The 24,808-nt window shown below is 71.1% G+C and carries 22 protein-coding genes, 1 pseudogene and 1 riboswitch; of the genes and pseudogenes, 5 read left to right on the top strand and 18 right to left on the bottom strand.

The features are described from left to right. Nucleotides 1-15 precede the first annotated feature (15 nt). The 4 genes from AB0D57_RS10750 to AB0D57_RS10735 form a co-directional block, all read right to left on the bottom strand. Complete coding sequence (locus tag AB0D57_RS10750; RefSeq protein ID WP_362070028.1) at nt 16-1,314, bottom strand: bifunctional 3,4-dihydroxy-2-butanone-4-phosphate synthase/GTP cyclohydrolase II; 1,299 nt, start codon at nt 1,312-1,314, stop codon at nt 16-18. After that, entirely contained in the window at nt 1,311-1,955 is a 645-nt protein-coding gene (locus tag AB0D57_RS10745) for a nicotinamide mononucleotide transporter family protein (RefSeq protein ID WP_362070025.1), read from the bottom strand. Before AB0D57_RS10745 ends, AB0D57_RS10750 begins: the two co-directional genes overlap by 4 nt. Continuing rightward, nucleotides 1,952-2,587 (bottom strand): riboflavin synthase, encoded by a 636-nt coding sequence (locus tag AB0D57_RS10740; protein WP_362070022.1) that lies wholly within the window; start codon nt 2,585-2,587, stop codon nt 1,952-1,954. Before AB0D57_RS10740 ends, AB0D57_RS10745 begins: the two co-directional genes overlap by 4 nt. Nucleotides 2,588-2,737: 150 nt before the next feature. Beyond that, nucleotides 2,738-2,868: riboswitch (FMN riboswitch) on the bottom strand. A gap of 446 nt (nt 2,869-3,314) precedes the next feature. Then, nucleotides 3,315-4,508, bottom strand: a complete 1,194-nt coding sequence (locus tag AB0D57_RS10735) for an ROK family transcriptional regulator (RefSeq protein WP_362070019.1) — start codon at nt 4,506-4,508, stop codon at nt 3,315-3,317. A 193-nt stretch (nt 4,509-4,701) separates the two neighbouring features. Here AB0D57_RS10735 and AB0D57_RS10730 point away from each other — a divergent pair, with 193 nt between their 5' ends. Then, the gene (locus AB0D57_RS10730) at nt 4,702-5,892 is read left to right on the top strand and encodes an MFS transporter (RefSeq protein ID WP_362070016.1); all 1,191 of its coding nucleotides are present in this window, start codon (nt 4,702-4,704) and stop codon (nt 5,890-5,892) included. Here the strand turns inward: AB0D57_RS10730 and AB0D57_RS10725 are convergent. Next, complete coding sequence (locus AB0D57_RS10725) at nt 5,852-6,313, bottom strand: thioesterase family protein (protein WP_362070013.1); 462 nt, start codon at nt 6,311-6,313, stop codon at nt 5,852-5,854. The genes AB0D57_RS10730 and AB0D57_RS10725 overlap by 41 nt on opposite strands. A gap of 177 nt (nt 6,314-6,490) precedes the next feature. Here AB0D57_RS10725 and AB0D57_RS10720 point away from each other — a divergent pair, with 177 nt between their 5' ends. Further along, a complete protein-coding gene (locus AB0D57_RS10720; RefSeq protein WP_362070010.1) occupies nt 6,491-7,882 on the top strand; it encodes a solute carrier family 23 protein in 1,392 nt (463 codons plus the stop codon). Here AB0D57_RS10720 and AB0D57_RS10715 read toward each other — a convergent pair. Then, a complete protein-coding gene (locus tag AB0D57_RS10715) occupies nt 7,864-8,982 on the bottom strand; it encodes a glycoside hydrolase family 6 protein (RefSeq protein WP_362070109.1) in 1,119 nt (372 codons plus the stop codon). The two genes, AB0D57_RS10720 and AB0D57_RS10715, sit on opposite strands and share 19 nt — an antisense overlap. 181 nt (nt 8,983-9,163) lie before the next feature. Here AB0D57_RS10715 and AB0D57_RS10710 point away from each other — a divergent pair, with 181 nt between their 5' ends. Both AB0D57_RS10710 and AB0D57_RS10705 read left to right on the top strand, forming a co-directional pair. Beyond that, nucleotides 9,164-9,868, top strand: coding sequence for a DUF5995 family protein (locus AB0D57_RS10710; protein WP_362070007.1), 705 nt, complete (start codon nt 9,164-9,166; stop codon nt 9,866-9,868). A 67-nt stretch (nt 9,869-9,935) separates the two neighbouring features. Then, nucleotides 9,936-10,865: a TIGR03619 family F420-dependent LLM class oxidoreductase gene (locus tag AB0D57_RS10705; protein ID WP_362070004.1), complete on the top strand. Its 930-nt coding sequence runs from the start codon at nt 9,936-9,938 to the stop codon at nt 10,863-10,865. 23 nt (nt 10,866-10,888) lie between these two features. On the opposite strand, the gene AB0D57_RS10700 is transcribed toward AB0D57_RS10705, so the two are convergent. The 11 genes and pseudogenes from AB0D57_RS10700 to fmt all read right to left on the bottom strand — a co-directional run bounded on the left by AB0D57_RS10700 (nt 10,889) and on the right by fmt (nt 21,458). After that, on the bottom strand, nt 10,889-12,598 hold the full coding sequence (locus AB0D57_RS10700) for an NAD(P)/FAD-dependent oxidoreductase (RefSeq protein ID WP_362070001.1): 1,710 nt from the start codon (nt 12,596-12,598) through the stop codon (nt 10,889-10,891). A 45-nt stretch (nt 12,599-12,643) separates the two neighbouring features. Beyond that, nucleotides 12,644-13,456 (bottom strand): carbon-nitrogen hydrolase family protein, encoded by an 813-nt coding sequence (locus tag AB0D57_RS10695; RefSeq protein WP_362069998.1) that lies wholly within the window; start codon nt 13,454-13,456, stop codon nt 12,644-12,646. A gap of 209 nt (nt 13,457-13,665) precedes the next feature. Further along, on the bottom strand, nt 13,666-14,118 hold the full coding sequence (locus AB0D57_RS10690) for an Lrp/AsnC family transcriptional regulator (RefSeq protein WP_362069995.1): 453 nt from the start codon (nt 14,116-14,118) through the stop codon (nt 13,666-13,668). 10 nt (nt 14,119-14,128) lie between these two features. Next, nucleotides 14,129-14,299: pseudogene (locus tag AB0D57_RS10685) on the bottom strand (amino acid permease C-terminal domain-containing protein); the annotation flags it as partial. Nucleotides 14,300-14,417: 118 nt separating this feature from the next. Then, nucleotides 14,418-15,884 (bottom strand): GuaB1 family IMP dehydrogenase-related protein, encoded by a 1,467-nt coding sequence (locus AB0D57_RS10680; protein WP_362069992.1) that lies wholly within the window; start codon nt 15,882-15,884, stop codon nt 14,418-14,420. A 247-nt stretch (nt 15,885-16,131) separates the two neighbouring features. Beyond that, complete coding sequence (locus tag AB0D57_RS10675) at nt 16,132-16,464, bottom strand: barstar family protein (RefSeq protein WP_362069989.1); 333 nt, start codon at nt 16,462-16,464, stop codon at nt 16,132-16,134. Further along, complete coding sequence (locus tag AB0D57_RS10670) at nt 16,461-16,889, bottom strand: ribonuclease domain-containing protein (protein ID WP_362069986.1); 429 nt, start codon at nt 16,887-16,889, stop codon at nt 16,461-16,463. Before AB0D57_RS10670 ends, AB0D57_RS10675 begins: the two co-directional genes overlap by 4 nt. Nucleotides 16,890-17,013: 124 nt before the next feature. Then, complete coding sequence (locus AB0D57_RS10665) at nt 17,014-18,060, bottom strand: sugar-binding domain-containing protein (RefSeq protein ID WP_362069983.1); 1,047 nt, start codon at nt 18,058-18,060, stop codon at nt 17,014-17,016. A gap of 78 nt (nt 18,061-18,138) precedes the next feature. Beyond that, nucleotides 18,139-18,825, bottom strand: coding sequence for a ribulose-phosphate 3-epimerase (gene rpe / locus AB0D57_RS10660; protein WP_362069980.1), 687 nt, complete (start codon nt 18,823-18,825; stop codon nt 18,139-18,141). A gap of 173 nt (nt 18,826-18,998) precedes the next feature. Further along, the gene (locus tag AB0D57_RS10655; protein ID WP_362069977.1) at nt 18,999-20,429 is read right to left on the bottom strand and encodes a transcription antitermination factor NusB; all 1,431 of its coding nucleotides are present in this window, start codon (nt 20,427-20,429) and stop codon (nt 18,999-19,001) included. 96 nt (nt 20,430-20,525) lie between these two features. Further along, entirely contained in the window at nt 20,526-21,458 is a 933-nt protein-coding gene (gene fmt, locus AB0D57_RS10650) for a methionyl-tRNA formyltransferase (RefSeq protein WP_362069974.1), read from the bottom strand. 570 nt (nt 21,459-22,028) lie between these two features. On the opposite strand from fmt, the gene AB0D57_RS10645 reads away from it, so the two are divergent. Continuing rightward, nucleotides 22,029-22,571: a hypothetical protein gene (locus tag AB0D57_RS10645; RefSeq protein WP_362069971.1), complete on the top strand. Its 543-nt coding sequence runs from the start codon at nt 22,029-22,031 to the stop codon at nt 22,569-22,571. 79 nt (nt 22,572-22,650) lie between these two features. Here the strand turns inward: AB0D57_RS10645 and AB0D57_RS10640 are convergent, their stop codons facing one another. Next, complete coding sequence (locus AB0D57_RS10640; protein ID WP_362069968.1) at nt 22,651-24,798, bottom strand: primosomal protein N'; 2,148 nt, start codon at nt 24,796-24,798, stop codon at nt 22,651-22,653. Nucleotides 24,799-24,808 lie beyond the last annotated feature (10 nt).

Here is a 24,808-nt window from a genome sequence, read left to right as displayed (position 1 = left end):
CTCCTCAGTTCTCTGTTACTGGTTGCCGCAGGCCGACACGGTGGTCGTGTCCAGCCAGGGCAGGTCGTGACCCATCCGGTCCCGCTTGGTGCGCAGGTAGCGGAGGTTGTGCTCGCCCGCCTGTACGGGCATCGGCTCCCGGCCGGTGACCTTGAGGCCGTGCCGGACGAGCGCGTCGGTCTTGTCGGGATTGTTGGTCATCAGACGCAGGCTGTGGACACCGAGGTCCTTGAGGATCTGGGCGCTCGCGCCGTAGTCCCGGGCGTCGGCGGGCAGACCGAGCTCAAGGTTGGCGTCGAGGGTGTCCCGGCCGCGCTCCTGGAGCTCGTACGCGCGCAGCTTGGACATCAGACCGATGCCGCGCCCTTCGTGCCCGCGCAGGTAGACCACGATGCCCCGGCCCTCGGCCTGGATGCGCTCCATGGATGTCTGGAGCTGGGGACCGCAGTCGCACCGCAGGGAGTGGAAGATGTCGCCGGTCAGGCATTCCGAGTGGACGCGCACGACGATGTCCTCGCCGTCGCCGATCTCCCCGTGGACGAGGGCGATGTGCTCGACTCCGTCGACGGTGGAGCGATAGCCGTACGCCGTGAACTCACCGAAGGCGGTGGGCAGTTGAGTCTTGGCCTCACGGCGGACGGTGGGCTCGGCGGCACGGCGGTAGGCGATCAGGTCCTCGATGGAGATGATCGTCAGGCCGTGCTTGCGGGCGAACGGGATCAGCTCGGGCAGTCGTAGCATCCGGCCGTCCTCACCGGCGATCTCGACGATCGCGCCCGCGGGGCGCAGTCCGGCGAGGCGGGCGAGGTCGACGGCGGCCTCGGTGTGGCCGTTGCGGGCGAGGACGCCGCCCGGCTTGGCGCGCAGCGGGAAGATGTGGCCGGGGCGGACGAAGTCGTCCGCCCGGGCGCTGCCGTCCGCGAGGAGCCGAAGCGTGGTGGCACGGTCGGATGCCGAGATGCCGGTACTCACACCGTGAGCGGCGGATGCGTCCACCGAGACCGTGAACGCGGTTTTCATCGACTCGGTGTTGTCGTCGACCATCTGCGGAAGCCGGAGCCGGTCCAGTTCGTCGCCCTCCATGGGCGCGCAGATCAGCCCACGGCACTCGCTCATCATGAAGGCGATGATCTCGGGGGTCGCCTTCTCCGCGGCGATGACGAGGTCGCCCTCGTTCTCCCGGTCCTCATCGTCGACGACCACGATCGGGCGGCCTGCCGCGATGTCGGCGATGGCCTTCTCGACCGGGTCGAGCGCGAAGTCCGAAGCATCCAGATCGTGTCCGGTGCTGTACCAGGCGGGGGTGGTGGTCATGCCGGGGCTCCTTCCGGGACGGGCTGCCCGGCCTTACGGGAGCGCAGCCACCAGTCGCGCATGCCCCACAGGACGAGCGCGCCGTAGACGACGTAGACGAAACCTGAGAACGCGTAGCCGTTGGCGAAGTTGAGCGGGACGCCCACGACGTCGACCAGCAGCCAGGCGAACCAGAACTCGACCATGCCGCGCGCTTGCGCGTACATGGCGACGATCGTGCCGACGAAGATGTAGGCGTCCGGCCAGGGGTCCCAGGAGAGGGTCGGGAACGCCTTGAACAGACCGCCCACCACGAGGGTGCCGAGCGCGGCGGCGCCCACCAGGTAGGCGCGTTCACGCCAGGTGGCGAACCGTACGGCGATGGAGCCGTCCTGGCCCTCACCCTTGCCGAGGTTCCACTGCCACCAGCCCCACAGGGCGACGACGATGACCACGACCTGCTTGCCGGCGCTGCCGGAGAGGTGACTGTGGGCAAAGGCCGCGAAGAGGATGACGCCGGACAGGAGCTGCACGGGCCAGCTCCATATGGAGCGCCGCCAGCCGAGCCCGAGGGCGATCAGGCCGAACGTGTTGCCGATCATGTCGGACCACTTGATGTGCTGTCCGAAGAGCGTGAACGCCTCGGAGTCGAGCCAGTTCACTGCGCGCTCCCCTGGATGTCCGGCAGCGCGACCGGCTGCTCGCCACGCGCGCCGAGCAGTCGCTCGACGTACTTGGCGATGACATCGACCTCGAGGTTGACCGGGTCGCCGGGCTGCTTGCGGCCGAGCGTGGTCAGGTCGAGGGTGGTCGGGATGAGGCTGACGGTGAAGTAATCGGGACCCGCGTCGACGACGGTGAGGCTGATGCCGTCGACGGTGATGGAACCCTTCTCGACCACGTAGCGGGAGAGGTCCGCGGGGAGCGAGACCTTCACGATCTCCCAGTTCTCCGACGGCTTGCGCTCGATGATCGCGCCGGTGCCGTCGACGTGACCCTGGACGATGTGCCCGCCGAGGCGCTCGCCCACGGCCATGGGGCGCTCCAGGTTCACCCGCGAACCGACGGTCAGGGCGCCGAGGCTGGAGCGGTCCAGGGTTTCGGCCATGACATCGGCGGTGAACCAGTCGTCCTCGTGTTCGACGACCGTGAGACAGACTCCGTTCACGGCGATGGAGTCGCCGTGCTGTGCGCCCTGAGTGACGACGGGGCCGCGCAGACGGAAACGGGAGGCGTCGTCGAGACTCTCGACGGCGGTGACCTCACCCAGCTCTTCGACGATTCCGGTGAACACTTCCCGGGTCCTCCTGCCTCATGGGGCACGGACTCCGGGGCCTGTCGATGACGACAGAATGAACGGACCGCGACATCGGGAGCGAGCCGCATGGGACACATCCCGAAGGACGCGTCGAAACAAACGGCAGCGCGCACGAATGCCCGCCCGCCGCGCACTGCCTCCCATCCGGACTTTAACCGTCGGTCCAGGAATTTCACCTGGTCAACCGGCCGCTGGAAGCGACCGGGTCGCGGACTATAACCGCCGGTTCGGACTTTCACCGACCCCGGAGTGCGCTGCTTCTGGTACAGCATCAGTGTGCCACGCCCGATCCACAGCCATGCGGGTGAACGCCTGTGGGTTGGCTCACAGGTGATCCGGATGGACTTCTGCGGCGACGCGCCGGAGGCCAACTCCCCCGGGGCCTTTCGCCCTTGACAGCGATCCACGCATTGGTCCATACCTATTGACATGCTTTGGTCCAGCCCTCTTAAAGTCGGGCGCTCGATGTGTCGTTGCAGCCGAGATGTGCAACCCGAGGCGTGCGGGAGTCGAACCTGCCCACGAGCGACCCGGCGGCGGTGACGGAGGCCCTTGCCCCGCCGCCGGGTCTCCGCCCCGGCCCCTGCCAGGCTGGAGCCGCGCCGACGAGCCTTGCCGAAGACGCCGTGGGAGTCCCCCTGCTCGAAGAGCTTGGGGGAGCGTGCATGGCGTCGCGAGGCAGGCGGGAATGTGACGGCAGGACCTAGCGCGGCGGCGGCGCGAAGAGTTCGTCCTGGGCGCCGTCGCGCGCGGTCAGGAGCGCACCGCGCAACACCGCACCCCCACCCAGCCCACTCGCCCGCACCTCCACGGGCAACGGCGACATCCGGACCAACCGCCGCTCGACCCGCGCGGCGAGCACGTCCCCGCCCGCCTGCCCGACCTCGCCGGCCAGCACCACGCAGCCGGGATCGAGAACGGCCACAACGGACGCGGCACCGATGGCGAGACGATCGGCGAGCGCGTCGAGGAAACCGTCCGCGGCCGTCGCACCTTCGCTCCGGGCCGCCACCGCCGCCCGCACCATCGCCGCCGCCTGCGGTTCACCGGGGGACGCCGGCGCCACCACCCCGTACCTCGCCGCGAGTTCCGCGACAGCGGCGGCCCCTGCCAGGGAGTGGAAGCCCCCCTCGCAGTCCGTCGCCGACGGCAGTGTGGCGGTGCCGGGGACGGGCAGGAAGCCGATCTCGCCGGTGCCGCCGGAGGCACCGCGGCGGAGCCTGCCGTCGAGGACGACGGCCGCGCCGGTGCCGTGGCCGAGCCAGAGCAGGACGAACGTGTCGCGGTCGCGGGCGGCGCCTTCGCGCTGTTCGGCGAGGGCGGCGAGGTTCGTCTCGTTCTCGACGATCACACGAGCCGGGAGTCGTTCCTGGAGGGCGGCGACCAGCCGGCGATGCCACTCGGGCAGACCCGAGGAGTTGCGGAGTTCGCCGGTGGCGGGGTCGATCAGGCCGGGCGCACCGATGCCGACGGTGTGCAGCCGCTCGGCCCCGGCCTCCTTCGCCACGCGCTCCACCAGGGCGACCGCCTGTTCGACGGCGGGGCCCGTTCCCGTGTCGTCCGTGATGGGCACGGACGCGCGCGCGAGTTCTGCGCCGAGCAGGTCGGCGACGACGACGGAGACGCCCTCGGTACGGACGTCGAGAGCGGCCAGCTGCGCGCGGTCGGCCACGATGCCGTACAGCCGGGCGTTCGGACCGCGCCGCTGCTCCCCCGATTCCCCCACGACAGAGATCAGCCCGGCGGCCGTGAGGCGTTCGACGAGGTCGGCGACGGTGGGCCGGGACAGTCCGGTGAGCTGCTTCAACCGCCCTGCGGTCAAGGGACCTTCCTGCTGGAGCAGGCGCAGGGCGAGCCGGTCGTTGATGGCCCGGGCGGTACTCGGTGATGCGGGCATGGCGGGATCCTCCCAGATCACGGGTTGCTCCCGGACGCGTGGGGCACATGCCGCCCGGCCACCCCCGGCTCTCAAACGTCTATTTATCAGGCAGGGTTCCTGATAGTTTACGGCGGCAGCGCGGAGAGGACATCCGGGGAGGGGCAGCGGCACCATGGGTGAAATAGGCAAAGCGGTGGACATGGTCGAAGACATGCGCGAGTTGAAGCGCGCGCGGTACGCCGTGGCCGCCGTGTTCGCGGTGCACGGTGCGGTCACCGGGTCCTTCGCGACCCGCGTCCCATGGATCCAGGACCACGCCTCGGTGAGCGCGGGCCAGCTCGGGTTCGCGCTCGCCTTCACGGCGTTCGGCGCCTCCGTGTCCATGCCGCTGGCGGGACGCATCAGCCACCGCTTCGGGTCCCGCTCCGCACTGCGCGGCCTGATCGCCCTGTGGACGCTGGCCCTGATCCTCCCGTCCCTCGCGCCGAACCTGCTCACCCTGTGCCTGGCGATGTTCACCTACGGCGCGACGGCGGGCATGGCGGATGTCGCGATGAACGCGCTGGGCGTCGAAGTCGAGCGCCGGCTCGGCAAGTCGATCATTTCCGGACTGCACGGCATGTGGAGCGCGGGCGCCCTGATCGGCTCCGCGGCGGGCACCCTCGCCGCGCATCTGGGTTCGGACGCGCGCCTGCACCACGCGCTGGCGGCCGCGAGCCTCACCCTCCTCGGAGTGATCGCCTGCCGCTGGGTCCTCGATCTGCAGCCGACCGAGGACGAGGAGCCGCCGCCGAGGTTCGCGCTACCGCCCAGGTCCGCGCTGCTGATCGGCGCGGTCGGGTTCTGTGCGGTGTTCGCGGAGGGCGCGAGCCTGGACTGGTCGGCCCTCTATCTGCGGGACGAGCTGGGCACGTCGGCCGGCCTCGCGGCGGCGTCGACGACCGGCTTCATGCTCACCATGGCGCTGGCCCGGCTCGTGGGCGACTCCGTCGTGAACCGCTTCGGCGCGGTGCGCACCGTGCGGGTGGGCGGTGTGCTGGCCGTGCTCGGCGGGCTGCTCATCGTCGTCGCGGACAGCCCCGCCGTCGCGATGAGCGGCTTCGGCCTCCTGGGTCTCGGCATCGCGGTGGTCGTCCCGCTCTGCTTCGCGGCGGCGGGTCACAGCGGCCCCAACCCCAGCCAGGCCATCGCGGGCGTCGCCACCATCACGTACACCTCGGGCCTGATCGCGCCGAGCGCGATCGGCGCGCTGGCCCAGGCGACGAGCCTTGTCGTGTCGTTCGGGCTGGTCACGGTCCTGGCGGGCGGACTCGCCGCGTTCGCGGGTGTGCTGCGCGCGGGCGACCGCGACCGCCCGCGGGTCAGCCCCGCGCGCGCAGAAGTTCCCGACCTACGGCCCTGAAGCGGTCGCTCCATGGCGTCGGGCGCAGCGTTCCGGCCTCCAGCCGGACGAGAACCCGCGTGCCCTGCGCGTACGTGAGCGCGCCGTCGGCCGAGCAGAAGCGGAAGCCGTACGTCAGTCCGGTGTTCCCGAGCCGCTCCAGCCAGAGATGGACGGCGTACCCACCGGGCCGGTCGACCGGGGCGTCGTAGCTGATCCGCAGTTCCTTGACGGCGTTGCAGAAGTCGCCGGCCGCCTCCCAGTCGCCCTCGAAGCCGAAGCCGTGGCCGTTCCACAGCGTGGTCCAGGCACGCTCCACCATCACCGGGTAGCGGGCGTTGTGGAGCAGCCCGAGCGCGTCCAGGTCGTCGAAGTGAACGGTGACGGGGACCAGCCGGCCGTAGCCGAGGGTGGGGGCGGCGAGTGATGCTTCGGCGGTCACGGGCGGGGCTCCTGGGCGTACGGGACGAGAATCGATTGGCTCAAAACAACACCCCATCCTAAGCAAACGCTCAGACGCCATGCTCCGCGGGCTCACTCCACCCGCGGTCGAAAGGTCCTGGTCAGCCCGCGACAATGGTCCAGACAGATTGACGTACGAAGAAAGCGAAGCCTCACCATGGACCTCGGCGTGCGCTGGAAACTGCACGGCGACGGGCGTACCCCCGCCCCCGGAGCGGTCGTCCGCCCCGACGAACGCCTCTCCTGGCCACGCACGGCCGGGCTCGGCGCCCAGCACGTGGTGGCGATGTTCGGGGCGTCCTTCGTGGCGCCCGTACTGATGGGCCTCGACCCGAATCTCGCGATCATGATGTCGGGCTTCGCGACCGTCATCTTCCTGCTCGCCACCCGCGGCAGGGTGCCCAGCTACCTCGGCTGCTCGCTGTCCTTCGTGGGCGTCGCGGCGGTGATCCGCGCCCAGGGCGGCAGCAGCGCGACGGTGACGGGCGCGGTCTTCGTGGTCGGCGTCACGCTGTTCCTGGTGGGCCTGGCCGTACAACGGTTCGGGGCGCGGATCATCCACGCCACGATGCCGCCGATCGTGACCGGCGCGGTCGTCATGCTGATCGGCTTCAACCTGGCGCCGGTGACCGCGTCCACGTACTGGCCGCAGGACCAGTGGACAGCCCTGCTCACCATGCTGTTCACCGGTTTGGCCGTGGTGTGCCTGCGCGGTTTCTGGTCACGGATCGCGATCTTCCTGGGGCTGGTCTTCGGGTACGGGATCTCGTGGGCCTTCGACCGGATCTTCGGCAAGATCCATTCGGTGGACGCGAGCGGCAAGGTGACGGACCACTGGCGCCTGGACCTCTCCGGCGTCGGCAAGGCCGACTGGATCGGTCTGCCGTCCTTCCACGGCCCGTCCTTCCAGTGGTCGGCGATCCTCGTCGCCCTGCCGGTCGTGATCGCGCTGGTCGCCGAGAACGCGGGGCATGTGAAGGCGGTCGGCGAGATGACCGGGGAACGGCTGGACGACAAACTGGGCACCGCGATCTCCGCGGACGGCGTGGCCTCGATGCTCTCCACGGCACTCGGCGGGCCGCCCAACACCACGTACTCCGAGAACATCGGCGTGATGGCGGCGACCCGCGTCTACTCCACGGCCGCCTACTGGGCCGCAGCGGGCTTCGCGCTCCTGTTCGGCCTCTGCCCCAAGTTCGGCGCGGTCGTGGCGGCGATCCCCGGCGGTGTGCTCGGCGGCATCACCGTCATCCTGTACGGCATGATCGGCCTGCTCGGCGCCCAGATCTGGCTCAACGGCAAGGTCGATCTGCGCAACCCGCTGAACCTGGTCCCGGCCGCCGCGGGCATCATCATCGGCGTCGGCGGCGTCACGCTGGAGTTCACGGACAACTTCTCCCTGAGCGGCATCGCGCTGGGCACGCTCGTCGTGATCACCGGCTACCACGCGCTGCGCACGATGGCCCCGGCCCACCTCAAGACGCAGCACCCACTGCTGGACGAGGGCACCTCCTCGTACGACGAGGACTCTCAGCGCGCCAGCTCATAGGCGTAGTCCGCCGAGAAGGTGCCCGGCGTGCCCTTGCACCCGTCGGACTCCCCCGGCAGCTTCACCCACAGATAGGCGTCGATCCTGGCCTCACCGGTGTTCAGGGTCGGCGCCTCTCCGATCTTCCGGCCCGCGGGATCGCACCACTCGCCGTCGGCCGGGGCGCCGTTGCCGTTGCGGCTGGTGTCGATGACGGCGCCCAGGCTCGCGGGGCCGCCCAGCGCGGACAGCACCTGCCGGGCGTACGCGATCTCCGCGCTCGTACGGTGGAAATTGGACACGTTGGTGAAGATGCCGTCGGATGAGACGGCCGAGGCGGCGCCCGCCTGTTTGAGGAACGCGGCCTGGGCGGCGGCCGGTTTCCAGCCGGAGTGGCCCGCGTCGTAGTAGACCCGGGCCTTCGGGTTGGCGGCCTTGAGGACGCGGCCGGCGCGGGCCAGCGAGGCGAAGCGGTCGGCCCGCACGCCCGCCGAGAGGCAGTCGGCCTGGGCGATCGAGTCGGGCTCCAGGATGACGACGACCTCGTCGGAGCCGAGGCCCGCCGCGAAGTTGTCGATCCACCCGTCGTACGCGGCGAGGTCACTCGCCCCGCCCTGGGAGGCGCCGCCGCAGTCGCGCTGCGGGATGGCGTACGGCACGACGACCGGGACCCGGCCCTCGGCCACGGCGCCCGCCGTCACCGCCCTGACCCGCGCGGTGATGGTGGCCGGTGTGAAGTCCGCGAACCAGACGGCGGCCGGGCGGTCGGCTATGCGGGACTCGATGACCGTGCGCCGGGAGTCGCCGGGATGGGACGCGACCCAGTCGAGGACCTGGGACTCGGGGTGGCGGTAGAGACGGACGGGGGCGGCCACGGCCTCCTGCTTCGGTTCGCTCCTGGCGGGCGTCGGGCTCCGCTTCACGGCAGCGGACTTCGACGGAGACGGCGAGGCCGACGTCGGCGTGGGCGACGGAGCCGGTACGTCGGGCGGTGGCAGCAGCAGGCTGGGCGATCGGGTCACCAGCGGTTCGGCGTCGTCGGAGGGACGTCCATCGCCGAACGCGGACATCATCCCCGTCACCGCGCCGACCGCCGCGACGAGCGAGGCGGCCGCGACCATGGCACCGCGCCGGGCGGCACGCCTGCGCTCGGCCCTGCGTGCGGCCAGGCGCTGACCACGTAAGCCTGACACGTACTGATCCCCCCACTTCCACCCTCCCGCCACGACCGCGTTCCCCCATTCCGGGGAAGTGTCCGGCCCGGCGGCACTCGAGTCAGCCTAGGACTGGGACCCTGCCCCCATGGCGCAGTTGGAACAGTTCGCCCATCGCGTGAACACCGTGGACGCAGTCGTCGCCCGTATGCGTGTGCTGGCGGCGACCCTGCCGGAGCGGGACGGGGTCGCGGTCTTCAACCGCGTCTACCTCGCCGTCACCGAGGAGTTCGACCGGCGCCTGGACACCGGGGAATTCCCCGACGCCGAGGCCGCGATCACGCTGGATGTACGTTTCGCCGAGCGCTATCTGAGGGTGGCCGAGGAGGGGCGCCCGCCCGCCTGTTGGCGGCCGCTGCTGCAGTTCCGGCGCCATCCCGGAGTACGCCCGCTGCAGTTCGCGCTCGCGGGCATCAATGCGCACATCGGACACGATCTGGCCCTGGCCGTCGTGGACACCTGTCGTACGCTGGGCTGCGAACCGGCCGATCTGGAGGATGAGTTCGACCGCGTGGGCGACCTCCTCGTCTCGATGGAGGAGCGCATCCGCGAAGATCTGATGCCGGGCCCCGATCTGCTCCAGATCGCCGATCCGCTCACCCATCTGCTCGGCTCCTGGAGCCTGGAGCGGGCGCGCGACGCCACCTGGTCGGCGGCGCGGGCCCTGTGGGCGCTGCGCGGCCTCCCCGAACTCGCCCAGGAGTTCGGCGACGGCCTCGATGCCGCGGTGGGCCTGGCGGGCCGGATACTGCTCACGCCCCTACGGGACAGATCTGGCCATACCACCGCATAGGACACAGAAATCGACGCCGTACGCGATACGTTGACGATTCAAAGGCCTGATGCAAAGGAGCACAAGCATGGCTACTCGACTGGGTCTGAGTCTTCCTCAAACGCGGCAGTACGACATCGGACGTGATGTGCCGGACGTGGCGCGCGTGGCCGAGGAGATCGGCTACGAGAGCCTGTGGGTGTTCGAGCGCGCCCTGTTCCCCGAGCCCGCGACCCAGGGGCTGTACAACGTGCCGAACCTGCCCTGGCCCGATGCGTACCGCGGCGTCGCCGAACCGCTGGTGACGCTAACCCTGGCCGCGGCGGCCACCCGGCGGGCCCGGCTCGGCACCAGTGTCCTGGTCGCCCCGCTGCACGGCCCGTTCCAGCTGGCCAGGACCCTCGGCACGCTGGACGCGGCGAGCGGTGGCCGGGTCGTGGCGGGCCTCGGCACGGGCTGGTCGCTCGACGAGTACGCCGCCGCGGGGGTGGCGCCGTTCGAGGAGCGCGGCCAGGTCCTGGACGAGATCCTCGACGTGTGCCACGCGGTCTGGGGCCCGGACCCGGTGTCGTACGAGGGCCGCCTGACCAAGATCGCATCGGCGGTCGTCGCCCCCAAGCCCGCCCGGCCGATCCCGATCCTGCTGCCCGCCTTCAGCAAGAAGGCGATGACCCGGCTCGTCGAGCGCGGCGACGGCTGGATGCCGGTGGCCATGGGCGTCGACCAACTCGCCACGCAGTGGCAGCAGTTGCGGGACTTCGCGGCCGAGCGCGGGCGCACCGAGCCGCTCCGGTCGGTGGGGCGGATCAATCTGCAATACACGGCCAAGGCGTACGACGGCACGGACCGCCGGCCCTTCCAGGGCAACATCGACCAGATCGTGACGGACCTCGCGGCGCACGCCGAGGTCGGCCTCGACGAATTCTTCCTCGACTTCGTCGACGCCCCGCGGGACGCCGAGGAGCTCAAGGACCTGGCCGCCGAGGTGTACTCGGCGGCGCGAGCTGCCGGGGTGTGATCCGCCGGCGGACCGGCCCGGCCTCAGTCCTCGGGCAGTTCCACCGGCGCGATCTCGTCGTAGACGTCGCCGGGCCCGGGGTTGGTCGGGTCGGTCGCCCCACCCAGCTGGTGCATGACCCCCCAGACCGCGTTCAGCGCGGTCTGCACGGCGCCCTCGGCCCAGCCGGCCGTCCAGGAGATGTCGTCGCCCGCGAGGAAGATGCCCCGCTTGTCCTCGGGCAGCGCATCCTGCATGAAGTGGGTGAACAGGCGGCGCTGGTAGCGGTAGTGGCCGGGCAGGTTGGCCTTGAACGCGCCCATGAAGTAGGGCTCGTTCTCCCAGGAAACGGTCACCGGGTTGCCGATGATGTGCTTCCTGATGTCGACCTGCGGATAGATCTCGCCGAGCGACTTCAGCATGACCTCCATCCGCTCGTGCGCGGACAGCGGCAGCCACTTCAGGCTGTCGTCGCACCAGGTGTAGGAGAGGCAGATGACGGCGGGCCTGTCCGGGCCGTCGTCCAGGAGGTAGGTGCCGCGGGTCATCCGGTCGGTGAGCGTCATCGACATGACGTCACGGCCGGTCGGATTTCCCCTGTCGTCGACGGCCTTGTCGAGCCAGAAAGGCCGGTCGACAGGCACGAACAGCTTCGAGCTCTCCATGTAGTGCGTCCGCTCGATCGCCGTCCAGTGGTCGATCGGGAAGAGCGAGTCGTCGCAGTCGATCTTCGACAGCAGCATCCAGGACTGGGCGGTGAAGATCGCCGCCTTGTAGGTACGGATGTCGCCGTTCGCGTCCGTCACCGTGATCCGGTTGCCCGCGGTGCGGTGGAGGCGGGTCACGGCGGGCCTCGGGGCCCCTTCGTGCAGCGTGGCCAGCGAGGTCCCGTACGCCCAGTGCACGATCTTCTGCGGCTCACGCTCCCACAGCCGCAGCGGCAGCTGCTGGGAGCCGCCGACGATGCCGCGGTGGTGGTCGTCGGCCTCGGTGTAGACGACACGCAGGATTTCGAGGATCGAGTTCGGGAAGTCGGTGTCCCAGCCTCCCGTGCCGAAGCCGACCTGACCGAAGATCTCACGGTGCCGGAAGGACTTGAAGGAGTCCGACGCGCAGAGGAAGCCGTAGAAGGTCTGGTTGTCGAGCTTCTCGACGAGCTTCGCCCAGATCTCACGGATGCGCGGCACATCGCGCTCGCGCATGGCCTGGTTCATGTCGGAGAAGTCGGCGCCCTCTTCGAGGCAGGCGTTCCAGGCGTTCATCACGTCGCGATAGACCTGCGGCAGGTCGTCGACGGTGGTCGCGTAGTGCGACTCGCCCTTGAGGTCCACGACCGTCGAGGGCGTGGACTCGGCGAGAGGGTTGGGGAACGGCCGGGTCTCCAGGCCCACCAGATCGATGTAGTGCTGGAGGGCGGTGGAGGACGGGGGAAAGCGCATGGCGCCCATCTCGGCGGTGAGCGAGGGGTCGCACCCGTCGAAGCCGACCGTCCGCAGCCGTCCGCCGATCTGGTCGGCCTCGTACACGACGGGCTTGAGACCCATCTTCATCAGTTCGTACGCGGCCACGATGCCGGACAGACCGCCACCGACGACCGCGACCTCGGTACCGAGTTCGGTCGCGGGTATCTGGCCGAGGCCCGCGGGGTGCGCGAGGAAGTCGTCGTACGCGTACGGGAAGTCCGGGCCGAACATGGTGATCGGCGGCTGAGCCGCGTCGGCGTGCTGGACGGCGGTGGGCACCGTGGACGTCATGGGGTACGGACTCCTTGCACGAAATTCAAAGAAAAGACAGGGGGGTCAGACCAGCGAGCCGTAGAGGCCGGGGCGGCGGTCCTGCAGATACGGGTTCGCCGCACGGGAGGCCGCGAGGAGGACGGGGTCCGCGTCGGCGAGGACGAGTTCCTCGGCGCGTCCGGCCCGGGTGCGGGCGACCCCGTCGGGCCCGGCCAGCGTGGACAGCCCGACGAACTCGAACTCCCCCTCCGGGCCGACCCGGTTGACGTACGCGATGTACATCTGGTTCTCGAAGGCGCGGACCGGCACGACGGACTCGGCGACGAACTGGAAGGGGTGCATCTGCGCGGTCGGTACGACGAGGAGGTCGGTGCCCGCGAGGGCGTGCGCCCGGACGTTCTCCGGGAACTCGACGTCGTAGCAGATCATCAGGCCGACGCGGAGGCCGTTCAGCTCGGCCTGGACGACCGGCTGGTCCCCGGGCGTGAAGTGGTCGCGCTCGAAGCAGCCGAAGAGGTGGGTCTTGCGGTAGTTCGCGAGCCTCGTGCCGTCGGCGGAGATGAGCTGCACGGAGTTGTAGACCCTCCCCCCGCCTTCGGTCTCGCTTCGCTCACCGGAGCGCTCGGGGTAGCCGTAGGCGACGGCGATGCCGTGGCGGGTGGCGATCTCGGCGATCGCGTCCGCCGAGTCTCCGTCGGCGGGCTCGGCGAGGCGGGCGATGTCGTCGCCGATCGCGTACCCGGTGAGGAACATCTCCGGCGCCGCCAGCAGCCCGGCACCCGCGGCGGCGGCACGGCCCGCGGCCTCGTCGAGGACCTTGAGGTTCTCGACGATCGAACCGGGGCGGCCGGGGCTCTGGAGCAGGGCTGTGCGCATGCGTGTTCCTCACCGGTACGGAGGGGTTGGGGGGCCAGATAGACGGTACGGTCGGCAGTCACGACCGGACAAGAAGCACCCGTTGCGCGCCGACGAACGATTCATTGCGTCCACCGCGGCCCCGGCAGCGATTCGTTGTGCGCCCGGCCCGACAGGGGCGCGACCAGCCACCACCGACCCGCAACCGCCGACGCCCCCCGGAGCACCCCCTACGTGGGCGACCCGGAAGAAAACCTCCGCAGCAACGGCGACAGCACCAGCACGGACTTGGTCCGCTCCACGAACGGCTCTCCCGCAATCCGCTCCAACACCCGCTCAAAATGTCGCATATCGGATGCGAATACCTGAACGACCGCATCCGCCTCACCCGTGACGGTGGACGCGGCCACGACCTCCTGGTACCGCTCCAGGCCCCGCTGGATGGTCTCCGGCGAGGTGTTGCGTCGGCAGTAGATCTCGACGAACCCCTCGGTTTTCCAGCCGAGCGCCGCCGGGTCGACCCGTACGGTGAAGCCGGTGATGGCCCCGGTGGCGCGTAGCCGGTCCACGCGCCGTTTCACGGCGGGCGCGGACAGGCCGACCAGTTGCCCGATGTCCGCGTAGGAGCGGCGGGCGTCCTCGGCGAGGGCGTGCACGATGCGTTCGTCGAGATCGTTCAGCACTGCGGGTGGTTCACTTCACTTCTGATACGGCTGTTACAGCAAGACGGGCACGGCGAAAGCCGTACAGGAAGTAGAACACGAGACCCGCGGCCATCCAGCACCCGAAGACGACCCAGGTCACGGTGTCGAGGCTGAACATGTCGTACGCGCAGAAACCGAAGCCCAGGACGGGCAGAACCGGCCCGAACGGGGGGGGTCGTTTCAACGCCCCGCGGACGTCAGGTGCGCCCACCGCATGCGCACGGCCCCCAGTTCTCCCGGCGGGCGGGACAACGGGGGCCGTATGCAAGGGAGTTGCGTCAGCTCCAACTGGCGTGCAGCGGCTTGCCCTCGGCGTAGCCCGCAGCGCTCTGGATGCCGACGACCGCCTTCTCGGCGAACTCCTCGAGGGAGCCCGCGCCGGCGTAGGTGCAGGAGGAGCGGACGCCCGCGATGATCGAGTCGATCAGGTCCTCGACGCCCGGACGAGCCGGGTCCAGGAACATGCGGGAGGTGGAGATGCCCTCCTCGAAGAGGGCCTTGCGGGCGCGGTCGTACGCCGACTCCTCGCTCGTGCGGTTGCGGACCGCGCGCGCGGACGCCATGCCGTACGACTCCTTGTACAGACGCCCGTCGGCGTCCTGATGGAGGTCGCCGGGGGACTCGTACGTCCCGGCGAACCAGGAGCCGATCATGACGTTGGAGGCGCCGGCGGCCAGCGCCATGGCGACGTCGCGCGGGTGGCGGACACCGCCGTCGGCCCACACGTGCTTGCCGTACTTCCTGGCCTCGGCGGCGCATTCCAGGACGGCGGAGAACTGCGGTCGGCCGACGCCGGTCATCATGCGGGTGGTGCACATGGCGCCTGGGCCGACCCCGACCTTGATGATGTCCGCGCCCGCCGCGACGAGGTCGCGGACGCCTTCCGCCGCGACGATGTTGCCCGCGACGATCGGGACCTGCGGGTCCAGCGCGCGCACGGTCCTGATCGCGCTGATCATCGACTCCTGGTGGCCGTGCGCCGTGTCGATGACGAGCGTGTCGGCTCCCGCGTCGAGCAGCTGCTTGGCCTTGCTCGCGACATCGCCGTTGATCCCGACGGCCGCGGCGATGCGCAGCTTGCCGTCGGCGTCGGTGGCCGGGGTGTAGAGCGTGGCCCGCAGGGCGCCCTTGCGGGTGAGGATGCCGGCGAGCTTGCCGTCCTTGTCGACGGCGGGGGCGTAGCGGCGGTTGGCGTGGTCGAGCTGGTTGAAGGCCTCGCGCGGCTCGATGTCCGCGTCGAGCAACAGCAGGTCCCGGGACATGACCTCGGTCAGCTGCGTGAAGCGGTCCACGCCGGTGAGGTCGGCGTCGGTGACCACGCCGACCGGGCGGCCGTCCTCGTCCACGACGACGCCCGCGTTGTGCGCGCGCTTGGGCAGCAGTGCCAGAGCGTCGGCGACGGTCTGGTGGGGGGCGAGGACGATCGGGGTGTCGAGGACCAGGTGGCGTCCCTTGACCCAGGAGATGACCTCGGTGACGACCTCGATCGGGATGTCCTGCGGGATGACGACGAGGCCACCTCGGCGGGCTATGGTCTCGGCCATCCGTCGGCCCGCGATCGCGGTCATGTTGGCGACGACCAGCGGGATCGTGGTGCCCGTGCCGTCCGGGGCGGTGAGGTCCACACTCTGCCGCGAGCCGACCGCGGAGCGGCTGGGAATCATGAAGACGTCGTCGTACGTCAGGTCATAGGGGACCGGAGCTGAATCTACGGGCCGTCCCGTACCGGGCTCAAGAAAACGCATGAGTCTCACATTTTCACGCGAAACGATGCAGGTCACTCCCACAGAGACACAACAAAACACCCCCGCCGTCGTGTGGTCCTCCAAAGCGGAGGTGCGGGGGCTCCGGTGCCGACAGGGAACCTGCCTTACGTCGAAACGTTACCCGAGTGGTCGCACGGCCCGCGAGCCGGGAACCCTCCCGGTCAGTCTCGGCGACCGCTCCGCCGCGTGCATCGGATACCGCTGTCGTCGAGGTTGCCGGCGCCCGCTAGCGGGCCGCGCCCCCGAGGACGAGCACCACGGTGAGCGTCTCCGTCCGGTCCACCGCCTCGGCGAACACGTCCTGCGCGATCCCCCACTCGTCCGGCCGCGCCTTCGCATACGGCCGCCAGCCCCGTACGACGACCAGCAGTCCCTGCTCGACGGCACCTTCGGGCCAGACGGAGTGGTCGCTCAGGGAGTCGGCGAGCGCGTCCCAGTTGCGGCCGAACCAGTCGGGCAGCTGAAGGGCACGGGCGCAGCGGTCCATCAGGCCCGCCTTGTCCGTGACCCCGTCGAGGTCCAGCGTGACCGTGTACCGATCCGCCGGGTCTTGCGTCATCTCAACACCGCCCTGAACGAGTTGTAGTGATCGTCGGTGTAGTAGATCTCACCGCCCTGCCCGGTGACAATGCGGCGGGCTCCGCGATCGCGCTCACCGGGGGTTTTGACCGTGTACTCGCGGTAATAGCCGCGTGGGTGCTTCGGCAGCAGTCGCTCGAAGTTGCCGAAGACGGCGCCGTCCCTGGCGTACGGGAAGGGGCCGCCCTTGTCGATGAGGGCGAGGGTCTCGCGGGCTTCAGCGGGAAGCCGGGCCGCGGTGACCGTCCGCATGCCGCCGACCCAGGACGGGGTCGACACGGCCGAAGCCGTGGCTGAAGGGGTGCCGGCGGTACCGGGATCCGTCGACGAGCAGCCCGTCAGCAGGACCGTCAGACAGACGACCAGAAGGCCCGCGCGTACGCGGGGGCCGGACCGCAGCAACATGACGCCGATGCTGCCACGCCCGTCCCCTCGCGGCGCGCCGTACAAAGCCCTCACGGCACTCCGTGGGCCAAGCCCTCACGACGCGCCCCGTACAGAACCGTTCACGACGCGTCGTACGCAACCCTCAGGGCCCGTCCGGGTCCGCCCGGTTCAGTGCGGGGCGCGGCGCGGGGCCCGCCGCCATCAGGTAGTCCGCCGCCGACGTGTCCGTCACCAAGCTCGTCACGAGCCCGGACCGCAGCACCGCGTCGATGGCGGCCGCCTTGCGCTGTCCGCCCGCGATCGCGACGACCTCGGGGATGCGCCGCAGCCGGTCCGCCTCGACCGTGATGCAGCGCTCGCCCAGGTCCCTGCCGACGCGTCGGCCCTCAACGTCGAAGAGGTGCGCGGACATCTCGGCGGCCACGCCGAGGGTCGCGTAGTGGGAGCGCTCGTCCTCGGTGAGCATGTCGTGCACCGTCGAGATGCCGGGCTCCCAGGAGCCGATGGAGACGCAGGCGACGGTCACCTTGTCGAAGTACTCGAAGGCGCGCGCGATCCCTGTCTGGTTGCGCAGCGCGGCCGCGGTGGCCGCGTCGGGCAGCAGCATCGGCGCGTAGATGGGGTGGGCGTCCCCGCCCGACACCTGGGCGGCCCGCCGCACCGCCTCCACCGAGCCGCGCTCGGCGGTCCCGGCGTCGTACACACCCGTCAGCTGTACCACCGTGCACGGCGGGAGCCGGTCGAGGGCCGCCGCCATGTGAATGGTGGAGCGGCCCCAGGCCAGGCCGAGCACATCGCCTTCGTTGACCAGCTCACCGAGCAGGTCGGCGGCCACTTCGCCGAGGTTCTCGGGGTCGGGCGACGTCTCCTCGGCCTCGGCCGGGGATTCGACCACCACAGCGTGCCGAAGGCCGTAGCGGGCGCGCAGCGCGTCGGAGCGCTCCGCGTCCAGCTCGGCCGGCACACGGATCTCGATCCGCACGAGATCACGCTCGAGAGCGGTTTCCAGTACCCGGGCCACTTTGAAGCGGCTGACGCCGAACTCCTCGGCGATCTGGATCTTGGATTTGCCCTCGAGGTAGAAGCGGCGGGCCATGGCCGCCGCCTGCACCAGCTCAGCGGGTCCCATCCGCATGGCTGACCGGCCCGCCGACATACCCGACACGGCGATCTCCTCACTTCTGTTCACACTGTGGGTTCGCCGTTCATCCTTGCAGATCCGGCGTACTTGATCAGCCCTGATGGGCGGCGTTCACGTTCCCTTGGTTCAGTGGTCGCACGCCCACGCCGCGGATGCCGTCGCGGCCTGAGCCTGGGTGCGCAATGCACGTACCGCCTGGGCCGGGTCCGCGGCGCCGTACACCGCTGAACCGGCGACAAAAACGTCCGCGCCCGCCTCGGCGCACCGCTCGATGGTGGAGGCCGACACACCGCCGTCGACCTGGAGCCACAGCTCAAGACCGTGCTTGCCGATCAACTCACGGGTGCGGCGGATCTTCGGCAGCATGATGTCGAGAAACGCCTGGCCGCCGAAACCGGGCTCGACCGTCATGATCAGCAGCATGTCGAGCTCGGGGAGCAGATCCTCGTACGGCTCGATCGGGGTCGCGGGCTTGAGCGCCATGGAGGCGCGGGCGCCCTTGGCCCGGATCTCGCGGGCGAGCCGCACCGGCGCGGCGGCGGCCTCGGCGTGGAAGGTGACGGAACCGGCACCCGCTTCCACGTACTGGGGCGCCCACCGATCGGGGTCCGCAATCATCAGATGGCAGTCCAGCGGTGTGTCCGTCGCACGGGCCAGGGACTCTACGACCGGTACACCGAGCGTGAGGTTCGGTACGAAATGGTTGTCCATGACGTCGACATGGAGCCAGTCCGCCCCTTCTACCGCCCTTGCCTCCTCGGCAAGACGGGCGAAGTCGGCGGACAGGATGCTGGGGTTGATCTGCACGGCCATGCCCCAAGCCTGCCATGTCCCGGACCGGTTGCTCTCCCCGGTCCAGGACTGGGCCGTTCCGCGGAGGTACGGGCCCGGGGTTCTGCGGACATACGGGCTCGGGCGGCTCGACGCCGCGGGCGGTTTTGCCCCTGCGCCGCCTTCGCGCCTTCGCCCCCTTCGCCGCCTGGAAATCAGGCGGTCCGCCGGATCAGCGCCAGGTACATGGCGTCCGTCCCGTGCAGATGCGGCCACAGCTGTACGTCGGGGCCGTCGCCCAGCGCCGGTACGTCCGGCAGGAGCGGGCGGGCGTCCAGCAGCTCGGTGTCGCCGTCGTAGTGCTTGAGCACGTCGTCGACGACCGCGCGGGTCTCGGCGAGGTGCGGCGAGCAGGTCGCGTACCCGACGACACCGCCGACCCGCACCGAGTCGAGCGCCGTGCGCAGCAGCCCGCGCTGCAGCGGTGCGAAGCCTGCCAGATCCTCGGGGCGGCGCCGCCAGCGGGCCTCGGGACGACGGCGCAGCGCGCCCAGCCCCGTACAGGGCACATCCATGAGCACCCGGTCGAAGGTGCCGGGCAGCCACGGCGGACGGGTGCCGTCGGCGGCGATGACCTGGTACGGCCCGGGGTTCCCAGCGAGCGCCTTCGCGACGAGCCCGGCCCGGTGCGGCTGCTTCTCGGAGGCGAGCAGCACGGCGCCGCGTTCGGCGGCGAGCCCGGCCAGCATGGCGGCCTTGCCGCCGGGTCCGGCGCAGCCGTCCAGCCACGCCTTGTCGGGTCCGTCGAGCGGCGCGTTCGCGAGGGCGAGCGCCACCAGCTGGCTGCCCTCGTCCTGGACGCCCGCACGGCCCCCCCGTACGGCGTCGATGGCACCCGGCTCGCCGCCCTCGGTCAGTCGCACGGCGTACGGCGACCAGCGACCGGGCAGCGCGGACTCGTCCCCGAGTACGTCGAGCAGTTCGTCGGCGGTGGAGCGTCCGGGCCGGGCGACGAGCGTCACCTCGGGCCGCTCGTTGTCGGCCTCCAGCAGATCCTCGATCCCGGCCCGCCCGCCGCCCAGCGAGTCCCACAGCGCGGAGACGACCCACCGCGGATGCGAGTGCACGACGGCGAGATGGTCCTCCGGGTCCGCGTCGTAGGGCGGCGCGACCTGTTCCAGCCAGCCGTTCAGGTCGTGTTGCGCGACCTTGCGCAGCACGGCGTTGACGAACTTGGCGCGCCCGTCACCGAGCACGACCCGGGCGAGCTCCACGGAGGCGGAGACGGCGGCATGGGTCGGGATGCGCGTCCCGAGCAGCTGGTGGACGCCCAGGCTGAGCACATCCAGCACCGGCGGGTCGACCTCGCGCAGCGGCCGGTCGACACAGGCCGAGATGACGGCGTCGTACGTGCCCTGGCGGCGGAGCGTCCCGTACACCAGCTCGGTCGCCAGCGCCGCGTCCCGTCCGTCGAAGTCGCCCTTCTCGCGCGCCTTGCGCAGCAACGGCGGCAGGACGAGGTTCGCGTACGCGTCCCGCTCGTCCACGGCCCGCAGCGCCTCGAAGGCGAGCATGCGGACCGGGTCCTTCTGAGGACGGCGGTAGGGCTTGCCGGGCTTGTGCGGCCGACGGGACTGCTCACTCACGAAAAAGGTGCTCCGGATCCAGGAAAAAAGGTGCGTCTATCAGCGTACGCCGCGAGGTTCGTGCCCGGCGGTGACGGTGTCGGGGCCGGCGGTGGTTCAGGCCCCGAGGCGCTCCCCGGAGACGATGCGCACCCCGCGCGCCCAGTCCGCGGCGCGCATCGGCTTCTTGCCCTGGGCCTGGACCCAGAGCAGTTCGACGGCGCACGAACCGGTCCCGACGTACACGTTGTTCTTGCCGACGGACAGCTCGCCCGGGGCGAGGTCGGTGCGCTCGGGCACGGGCGCGGCGTGGATGAGCTTCAGCCGCTCGCCGCGGAAGGCGGTCCACGCGCCGGGCGCGGGGGTGCAGCCGCGCACGACCCGATCGACCCGCAGCGCCGGTGCGGACCAGTCGATGTGCGCGTTCTCGACGGTGATCTTCGGCGCCAGGGTGACGCCGTCGGTCGGCTGCGGTACGGCCTTCAGGGCGCCGTCCTCGATGCCGTCCATCGTCGCGACGAGCAGCCCGGAACCGGCGAAGGCGAGCCGGGTGAGCAGGTCCCCGCTGGTGTCGGTGTGCCGGATCTCCTCGGTGACGGTTCCGTACACGGGCCCCGAGTCGAGCCCCTCCTCGATGAGGAAGGTGGAAGCCCCGGTGATCTCGTCCCCCGCCATGATCGCGTGCTGGACGGGGGCGGCTCCGCGCCAGGCGGGAAGCAGCGAGAAGTGGAGATTGACCCACCCATGGACGGGAACGTCGAGGGCGACCCGAGGCAGCAGCGCACCGTACGCCACCACAGGGCAGCAATCGGGTCCGATCTCCCGCAGCCGCGCCAGGAATTCCTCGTCCCGCGGCTTGACCGGCTTCAGCACTTCGATCCCGGCCTCCTCCGCCCGCTCGGCGACCGGACTCGCGACAAGCCGCCGTCCCCGCCCGGCCGGCGCATCGGGCCGGGTGACAACAGCGGCCACCTCATGCCGCCCGGAGGCGATCAGGGCGTCCAGAGCCGGAACGGCGACCTCGGGGGTACCTGCGAAGACAAGCTTCATGGGTGGCGGTTGGCCTCTCGGACGGGAGCTCTTCAGACCCCGCACACGTGCCGGTCCAGGCGGGGTACGGGACAGCGCACCAGTCTATGCGGCGTGGGGGTGTTGCGGCGTGCGGGCGTTGGGGCTCGAGGGCGTGGGCCTCGATGGCTCGCGACTCGGGCGCTCAGGGGCTCGCCGCTCAGGCACTCAGGGGCTCGCGTTCTCGGCGCACGGGCGCTCTGCGCGCGCCAGGGCCGGACGACCCGCGCGGGCATCCGCGACCCACACCACGGAGCTCGTCACACTTCCATGTCACCCGCAGCAACCGACGGCGACCCCCGCAGGACAATCGGCACCCGGCAACGCACTCGCACGGGCGATCCGGTTGGGAACACCCGAGCCAAGGCCGAAAGCGAGGCGAGTCAAGGCCGCACCGGGGGCGTACGCCCCTACTCGCGCCCCGTGCATATGCCCCTACGCCCCCGCAGCGTGACCACTCACCCGGAAATGCGTTGGTCAAGAGAGAGTTGACCACAAGGGGCCGCAATCGCGGCCCGATCCTTTTCAACGCCGGTTTCGAGAGGCTTGTTCATGGCCGACCACGCAACCCACGACGCCCAGGCTCGGGCCAGCCTGCACTTGCTGGTGCGGGACATCGAGCGGGTCCGCCGGCAGGTGGACGCACTGCGCACGCTCACCGCCCAACTGGGCAACGTCTATCGCCCGCGCCGCTCCGGCCCCTCCACGGGCTTCGTCGTCTACGGACGCGCCCCCGCCCCGACCGTCCGCCTCGCCCAGGAGCTGCGGGACAGCGTCGAGACCCTGGTCACGGCCGCCGTGGACTTCGACCGCTCACTGGGCTTCTCGTGGGACGCGGTCGGCTCGGCACTCGGGGTCACCAAGCAGGCGGTGCACCGCCGTTACGGCGCCCGCCGCGCCGCCGCCCAGGCCGCCGCCGATGCCGAGCGCGCCACGGAGACGTCGGGCACCCGCGCGGTAACCGTCAACACCGGCATTCCCACCGTCCCGACGGTCCCCGCGGCCCGCTCCATGCCGACCCAGCCGACGGCGGGCAGCCCCACGCTCCGCGACGAGGTCAGGCCCACGGCGTTCCCGGGCCCACGCAACGGCTGACCCACTTTCGGCCTGCCTCTCGGAGCCACCGAGCCCCGGGAGGCAGCCCCTTGCTCACGCCTCCGCTCATGTCCCGGCGTCACCCGATGTCCGGCGGATCGATCCGAATCCGTACGGGCTCGCTCCCCCCACGCGCCATCCGCGCCGCCTGCGCGGCCTTCAACGCGGCCGCCAGCGCCGCGCCACTGCCCGGGGGCACCCGAACGAGCGCCCGCTCCCACTGCTCCCCCGGAGGCGGCGCCCCCACCCGACGCGGCCGCCCGGCATCCGTGACAGGCAACGGCACGGGCCCCAACACCTCGGCGTCACCGGGAAGTTCAACCACGGCGAGAAACCCGCCGACAGCCTCCGCCGTCCCCGAGACGGCCGCCATCCGCGACACCGGCGGAAACCCCAACTCGGCCCGCTCGGCGAGCTCCCGCACCGCGTGCCCGACCGGATCCCACCGTACGAGCGCCTGCACGGGCCGCAGGGTCGGCTCGGCCACGACCACCACCGTGCCCCCCGCGCCCTGGCCGCGCACGAGCGACGCCGCCCCGATCCACCGCCGCAGCGCGTCCTCGCCGGCCCGCAGATCGGGCCGCGACAGCATCGCCCAGCCGTCGAGGAGCAGCGCGGCGGCGTACCCGCCCTCGGCGACGGGCTCGGCCCCCGGAGTGCTCACGACGAGCGCGGGCGCCCCGGGCACGGTGTCGAGCACTTGCTCCCGCCCCGACGTTCGCACGGGCACGGCCGGGAACGCCCGGCCCAGCTCCTCCGCGGTCCGCCGGGCGCCCACGACCTGCGCCCGCAGCCGGAACCCGCCGCACTCGGGGCAGTGCCAGGCCGCCTCGTCCCGTCCGCACCACGTACACCGCGGCACCCCGGCGTCCGGCGCCTCCAGCGGCCCGGCACAGTGCCGACAGCGCGCGGGCGCCCGGCACTGCGCACAGGCCATCCGCGGTACGTACCCACGCCGCGGCACCTGCACCAGGACCGGCCCGTGCCGCAGCCCCTCTCTCACCACCTGCCAAGCCATCGTCGGCAGCCGGGCGGCCCGCGCGGCCTCGTCCCGGGCGAGGTCCCCGTCCCCCACGGTCCGTACGAGCGGCGCCGCCTCCCGCACCTGCTCCCGGTCCGCGATCAGCGGCAGCGCCCAGCCGCTCTCGACCAGCTGCGCGGCCTCGACGGTGCAGCCCCAACTGCCCAGCAGGAAGGCGCACTTGTCATGGGCCGCCCGCAGTAGCAGCACTTCCCGCGCATGCGGCTGCGGCGCGTGCGGTTCACTGTGGCTGTCGTCCCCGTCGTCCCAGATGGCGACCAGCCCCAGATCCCGCACGGGCGCGAACATGGCGGCCCTGGTCCCCACCACGGCCCGTACGGACCCACGGCGCACGGCGAGCCACTCCCGATACCGCTTCTCGGGCCCGGCCTCGGCGGTGAGCACCGCGTGCCGCCCCTCCCCCAGCAACGAGGTCAGCGCGGCGTCCACGCGGGACACGGCCCGACCGTCCGGCACGACGACGAGCGCGCCGCGCCCCGAGGCGAGCGTCGCGGCCACGGCTCGCGCCAGCTCCTCGGCCCAACCGGGACCCGGCAGCGCGTTCCACACGGCCCGCGGCGCCCCACCCGCGGCGAGGGATTCCAGAAAGGCCGCCCCCCGCCCGTACCGCACCCAGGACCCGACCGCGGGCACGCCGGGAGGGGGAAGCGGCGGGGGTGAGGGCTTCCCCTCTGCTCGCGCGCTGCGCGGCGGCAGGGCGAGCTGCAGCACATCGGCGAGACTGCCCGCGTACCGATCGGCGACGGCCCGCGCGAGCCCCAGCAGCTCCGGCCCGAGCACGGGTTCGGGAGACACCACCTGGGCCAGCGCGGCGAGCGGGCCGGAGTAGTCGGACTCGGCCAGCCGCTCGACGAGAAACCCGTCGATCAGCCCGCCGCCCTCACGCCGCCCGTCCCGCACCCGATGCCGCCCGGCCCCGAACCGCACCCGGACCCGGACGCCCGGCTGCGCATCGGCGTCAAGCTCCTCGGGCACGGCGTAATCGAAGTACCGATCAAGATGCAGGACGCCCTTGTCGACGAGCACGCGCGCGACAGGCAACTCCTTGGCGAGTGCCGCCCCCCGCCAGGTCCGCGGCTTCGCCTTGGGCGCCCTGGCCTGCCGCACACCCTCTCGAATCAACGCAAGCTGCTCGGGCGGCGCACCCTCCGTGCCGCCCTCTCCCCGCCCATTCACGCTGCTCACACCACCATTC

The organism is Streptomyces sp. NPDC048275 (assembly GCF_040652275.1).
GTDB lineage: Bacteria > Actinomycetota > Actinomycetes > Streptomycetales > Streptomycetaceae > Streptomyces.
The sequence above is the reverse complement of the archived record's forward strand: the minus strand, read 5'-3'. Positions and strand labels throughout refer to the sequence as shown.